This is a genomic window from Microcoleus sp. T2B6 (assembly GCF_036700475.1).
In the GTDB taxonomy this organism is placed as follows: domain Bacteria; phylum Cyanobacteriota; class Cyanobacteriia; order Cyanobacteriales; family Microcoleaceae; genus Microcoleus.
Genome location: NZ_JAUBOZ010000126.1, coordinates 13485 through 19483 on the forward strand (window position 1 = coordinate 13485; position 5999 = coordinate 19483).

At 44.1% G+C, this 5999-nt stretch carries 6 protein-coding genes and 1 pseudogene; 3 read left to right on the forward strand and 4 right to left on the reverse strand.

What is annotated here, in order from left to right; all coding sequences use genetic code 11:
* From QUA00_RS32225 to QUA00_RS32235, 3 genes are all read left to right on the forward strand, one after another.
* Positions 1-1404, forward strand: a 1404-nt coding sequence (locus QUA00_RS32225; protein ID WP_333305111.1) for an Ig-like domain-containing protein, incomplete at its 5' end; no start/stop codon positions are given.
* 565 nt (positions 1405-1969) lie between these two features.
* Complete coding sequence (locus QUA00_RS32230) at positions 1970-2197, forward strand: hypothetical protein (protein ID WP_333143463.1); 228 nt, start codon at positions 1970-1972, stop codon at positions 2195-2197.
* A gap of 127 nt (positions 2198-2324) precedes the next feature.
* A complete protein-coding gene (locus tag QUA00_RS32235) occupies positions 2325-2891 on the forward strand; it encodes a hypothetical protein (protein ID WP_333143462.1) in 567 nt (188 codons plus the stop codon).
* 286 nt (positions 2892-3177) lie between these two features.
* Here the strand turns inward: QUA00_RS32235 and QUA00_RS32240 are convergent.
* The 4 genes and pseudogenes from QUA00_RS32240 to QUA00_RS32255 form a co-directional block, all read right to left on the reverse strand.
* A pseudogene (locus QUA00_RS32240) lies at positions 3178-4478 on the reverse strand (IS4 family transposase).
* Positions 4479-4635: 157 nt separating this feature from the next.
* Positions 4636-4926: a hypothetical protein gene (locus QUA00_RS32245; RefSeq protein WP_333143461.1), complete on the reverse strand. Its 291-nt coding sequence runs from the start codon at positions 4924-4926 to the stop codon at positions 4636-4638.
* Between the two features lie 111 nt (positions 4927-5037).
* A complete protein-coding gene (locus QUA00_RS32250; RefSeq protein WP_333143460.1) occupies positions 5038-5301 on the reverse strand; it encodes a hypothetical protein in 264 nt (87 codons plus the stop codon).
* Entirely contained in the window at positions 5243-5695 is a 453-nt protein-coding gene (locus QUA00_RS32255; protein ID WP_333305118.1) for a hypothetical protein, read from the reverse strand. The genes QUA00_RS32250 and QUA00_RS32255 overlap by 59 nt, the downstream gene beginning before the upstream one ends.
* Between the last annotated feature and the right edge of the window lie 304 nt (positions 5696-5999).

A 5999-nucleotide genomic window follows, 5' to 3' on the forward strand; every position in this document is an offset into this window, starting at 1 on the left:
TCGACAGCTCCTGCTGGGGGCGGCACAGGTACGGGGGCATTGCCGGTACAGGTTCCGGGTACGAGTCCGAGTCCGACTGCGGGCGCGACAACTCCGAGTCCGAGTCCTTCGATCGTCCCCACTCCAACTGCTGCGCCCCCAACTCCTCCGCCTTTGGGCGGCGGGCCGACTCCGCCGAGTTTTACATCTCCGACTCCTAACCAGCCGCCGATCGTGGAAGCGGGCAAGACGGTGACTGGTTTGCAGAATTTGCCTCTGTCTCTGAGCATTTCGGCGCCCAGCGACCCGGAGGGCCAGCCGCTGTCGATCGCGGTAGTCGGACTTCCCAATCCTACTTTTGGTCAGGTAATTACGGGTACGAGCCCGGTCGCCGTGAACCAAAAGTTAACCGTTCAGGATTTACTCGGGCTGAAATTCCAACCTGGAACAAACGCGATCGGGCCAGCCGGTTCTTTCAGCTACAGCGTAGCTGACGACCAAGGCGGCACGGCAGCAGCGTCAGTGGCGATTAACATCAATTCTTTCGATACCTCCGTAACTGTTCCAAGTACCCTGTCGCCGATTGCTGTCAATGACGGCATCGTATTTACGAGTACGAATAATTCGCTGCCCACTTTCATCGATGTGCTGGCCAACGATTCCAGTCCGCAAAAAGGGACGCTCAACATTATCAATGTCAGCACACCGCAACTGGGGATAGCTGTAAATCTTGTCTCTCAAGTGCAATTCATCCCCGGCAACGTAGCGGGTACAACTGCTTTCACCTACAGCGTCAGCGACGGATTCGGGACAATTCCGGGTGTAGGTACTATCACCGTTCAAATCTTGCCTGCAGATAGCGGGCCTAACAATTTAGTTGGGGGTTCTTTGCCGGACAATTTGGACGGTTTGGCGGGCAGCGATACTATTGATGGTCAAGGCGGCAACGATACGATTAACGGCGGTGTGGATAACGACGTGCTCGTAGGCGGCCTCGGCGCAGATACCATGACGGGGGGCGGCGGCGGCAATCAATACCGCTATACCAGCCCTGCACAAGGTGGGCCTGGCTTTGATGCGGCTTCTTCGGCGGCGATCGAGGCTGCGATCGCGGCGGGCGGATACGATGTGATTACTGATTTTAACGGTCTCGGTGTGCCGATCGCCGATCAGTTTAATTTTGCCCCCGGATTTGCGAATCTGGGCGGTAACAGCCAAGTTCTGCTGAATGTGCAGACAACTGTTTCTGCAAATATTCTGGGAGGAAGTGCTTTCTTGTTTGCCTACGATTCCGGCGGCAATACTTACATCATTTATGACGGCAATGGCAATAACCTCACCGGCAGCGATTCTCGCATTTTGGCGAAGTTAAATGGTGTAACTGGGGTTTCTGCTCTTTCGGAATTTGACTTGACGTTTATCTAGGAATACGGTTCAGTTAGTGCTAAAAAACAGATCGTGCGTAGGTTAGGTTGAGGAACGAAACCCAACATTTTCGCTACAATTTTCCTTAAGTGAACCGTATTGGTTGATCTCGGAAGATAAGAGGTTTGAAACCGCAGATTAACGCAGATAAACGCCGATTTCCTTGGCAGTTTATCTGCGTTAATTTGCGTTAATCTGCGGTGAAAAATCCAATCTCATTATCTTCAGAAAACAATCCCAACAAAGAGCCAAGCATAGCACCGAACGTTTAGAAAAATCCGAGTTTTGATATCATGTCCGGTCGAGCAACCGCGATTTTTGTAGATACTGTCTTGATCTGTCAAGGGGTAGCGAGCAAATAAGTTGGATAGAAAGGCTTTTGGGACTTTAAAATACCAAAAGCCAAATGCACCAACTTCCGATATCATTGCACCAATCACCTGCATTTTGACCTGGACACGACCCAATAATCGCTCGGGAGCATCCCGGTTTTGTAAATATCCCCAAATCAGCGTAAAATAGTTAAAATCAATAGAAGCGTCAAAAAAAGTCGAGAAAAAGAGCCATGACCCCTGAAGAACTAGAGCGGTTGCAATCCTGTACGGCAGAAATTGCTAAAATTTTGTATAACAATACACCCCCCAGTAAACTGACCAGTCTGGAAAATATTGAAAAGCATCTCAGGCAACAAGGGCTTGAAAAAATCGGCCCCCAAATCGGTTTTTTTTTATCAAACAAGCAACGGGAACAGAACAAGGACGACCTCAGCGAGCGTAAAAAGCTGTATTGGTGAACTAAGAATTACTGAAAAACAGGCCAAAAAATTAGAGGTTAAGAAATCAACTAGATGATCTCCATTATTTGAAAAATGCTGTCTCCGTCAAATTGCTAATCTTTCCTACGAAAATGCGGCCTCATATATGGAAGTTCAGACGGGAGTCAAGATTGGACACACTTGTTTGCATCGATTAGTAGAAAAACAAGAATGGTCAGAACCTATAGCCAAAATTGAGGTTGAGGAAACTAGCATAGATGGAGGGAAAGTCCGTCTGAGAGGGAATTTGGGAGAAGGCTCTCATTGGCAAGATTATAAGGCTGTGCGGTTACATGAAAGTTATTATGGGGCTTTTTATCAAGACAATGAAGCGTTAATTAACTATATAAATCATCAACCTTTAGCCTATTTATTAACATGTTTAGGTGATGGACATGAGGGAATATGGAAGATTATTAGCCAGTTGAATCCGGGTAAAACCCGACGCGAAATCTTAGATTGGTATCATTTAATTGAAAATTTGTATAAAGTGGGAGGGTCGTTAAAACGGGAGCATCTCATATTTGTAAAAATACTTCTTCTGGCTCATTCCTTCTTCTGGCTCCTTCCTTCTTCTTCTTTCCTTCTGCCTCTTTCCTTCTGCCTCTTTCCTTCTGCCTCTTTCCTTCTGCCTCCTGCCTCCTGCCTCCTGCCTCAAAACTCCAATTTCTAGCGGAGGGCTGCAAAGGTGAGATGCACCCGTTAAAACGCCTAGCTAAAGCCAAGGGATTTTTGTGGCAAGGCCAGATCGACCGAACCCTTGACTTATTTAAATCGAACCCAACAAAAACCGCCCAAAACTTTTGTAACTATCTAGGGCTTGCTGAATATATCGATCGCACTTGACGTGGCATGGGTTAAGAACTGGTGCGATGCAAGTCAGGTGCAAAAAAAACAGGTAAAATAGATCAAAACCCGTGCATCACCATTGGTGACAAGTTAAGGCTGTAAGTTTTTTGTCAAGAGGCTTTTGGAGAATTATTGAAAAAGAATTGGTTAGAACCTCGTTGCTTTTCAGGAAAAGGGGCGACGATTAACTTAACATTTGGTTTTCGCTCCTGTTTAATAATTCCTAAATCGCGATTTTCTGGGGCAGCAAAATATTTAACTGGATCGGTTGCTTTACCTTTATGATGAGCTATCGTAAAATGATAAAGACCGCGATAAATCATTTCTAAAGAAATCCGATCAAAAGGTATAGCTAGTTCATCGGCTACTGCATCACCTAAGTCTACTAAAACCGCATAAAATAACCACCTTGCCCAAATTTGTAATTTAATCCCATTGATTGAACCAGTCAATAAATAGCTTAAATCTAACAGCCTTTTTACTATATTAAATGCCTCTTCAATCCGCCAACGTCGTCGATATAAATCTGCAACTACATAAGGGGTAATATCTCTGGCTCTAAGACAGTGGTTAAATAGGAATGCCAGGCTTTTCCTGAACGAACTTCAATCAAAAGTAAAGTAATAAACGGAGTTCTCTTTGTTCCAGACCCCAGACGTATCTTACGGTCTCGCAGTCCATAACTATCTGTAAACACTTGCTCTACTTTGATTGCTGCTCCTTTCTTTATTCTCCTAATAAACTTAACTTTTTGGTCAATTAATTTCAACCAAAAACTAAAGTGATAAAATCCTCTATCTAATAATAGCAACGTATTTTCGCTGACTAAACTGAGGATATTTTCTTCAAGCTTTATATCAAATTCTTTCGCATTTTCGGTAAACCAGATTTCTACTGGTAGTCGATTTACTCGCATCAATTACTGTACTTATTTTTCCCGCCCGTTGTCCGACCTTAGTCTCTTATAAACTTGATAATTTCCGAAACAATGCCTCTAATATTGAACTATCTATAATCCAAATCTGCTCAAATTTTGTTAATGTAAACTGAATACTTTCTGGTAAGGTTCGTTGATTTCTGCTTTGCCAATTTGTTCTTAACCTTGGCAATAAGTCTTTAAATACTTGTTCAAATAGCTCGGCAGGAAAGGTGAAAAATCTTTGTGAGAGTCCTTGTTGGCTGACTTTGGTGGGATTACACCACAGAAAACCATATCTAGTTAACATTCTAGTCAGTTCTCTTACCCCTGCTACATCTCGCCATAGAACCGGTTAACACCGCAGCCATCATCAGGGGCAAGTTGAGAATGCGGTCTCGCTCGCCCCAGTTGACGGTAGGAATTTTTCTGGTTGAGCATGGCTGGTGTCAGTAATGCTTCGAGTTGTTGGGCAATTACTTCATCCTCTATCATTGGCCGTTGTTTCTTCTTGGCGTGATCTCGATTTGTAGTTCTAGTCTTGGTCATGGCCCGTCTCAATCCCCCAATTACTTACCTGTTATGAGTTTCATCCATTTTTTACTTAATGTAAATACCCCATTGACAATTTACTCATCACCTTAACTTGTCACTAATGGTACTCGCCAATATGTTTTTGAGCTAAACCAGCCATATTCAAATCCCAGCAAGCTTGCCAAGGCGGAACGCTTTCTAAAGGTTGTTGCAAGTGTCTTGTAGTTTCTTTCAATGCTGCCTTCGCCTCACTCGCTTGTCCTAAATATGAATGTAGGAGAGCAACTTCGCAGTAACAACTATTTAGCCGAGATTGAATTGCAGGAGATACTTGAGATAAAGCTAAATTAAGTTTTGCTTGATAAATAGCTAATCCTAGCTCGTATTCACCAGCAGCAATATATAGCAATCCTAAATCATTCTCATAATTATTGTAGGGGCAATCCCCCCGTGGTTGCCCGATAGATAGGGGGTAGGCACGGGGAGTAGGGGTAGCACTACCCCTACAAATTTATCTGAATCATTTAGGATTGCTATAGCACAAACCCATATCACTGTATGAATTTAATTCTGTCCATTTATCGCCTTCACGCTTAGCGGCAAATTGAGCTTGGCGGTGATATTCTAGAGCTGCTTCAAAACCATCTGCTAGCAAATAGGCGTGACAGTCGCCGATGCAGCGATACAGACTTGCTTCCCGGTTAGGCGAAACTCGATTTACCAGTTTATCTGCTAATTCTAAAGTTTGGCTGATGTATCCCCACGATAAAAAATATAGAAACAATTCTTCTGGTAAAATAGGTATGGCAGGGGCGGCACAATACATCCCACGCTGAATCATAATCTTCAATTTCTCGGAAATGATAGTAAGCTTCTAAAACGTGCAAACCTAACTGAGGGGATTGAATATGTTCTACACTAGAAAACCAATGTTGTGCGATCGCCCTTTGAGTTTGTTCCCATTCGCTGCTATTCTGTAACTGATTCAAACCTGCCGCCCGAATCGCTGGGTGCATTCGGTATTTGCCCCGATGTAATTGTAGCAAAGAACAGTCACACAACTGCCGCGTTACTTTCAATTGTTCTGCTGGCGTTACATCCCACAGCAAAGCTTTGATACAAGTATCTGGCAACCATTCAATTTGTTGATAGCGACAAGCTCCCAAACGGCATAGCAAGCGGTAAGCTTGATGAGAGTGAGCGTTGAGGCGATTTAACTGATTGTTGATAAGAAACGAAAATGGATCTAGCTGCTGTAATTCCTGGCGGTTTTGTTGCCAAGCTTCGGCAATATCTCCATCATAATTATTTTGAATATAGCAATCCTAAATCATTCTCATAATTATTGTAGGGGCAATCCGACCCCTACTCCCCGTGGTTGCCCGATAGATTGGGGGTAGGCACGGGCTTTCAGGGGTAGGTTTTTAATGATGACACCGGATTGGATAGTATAGAAACAGTGAGTTTTACACAGCTCCGGAG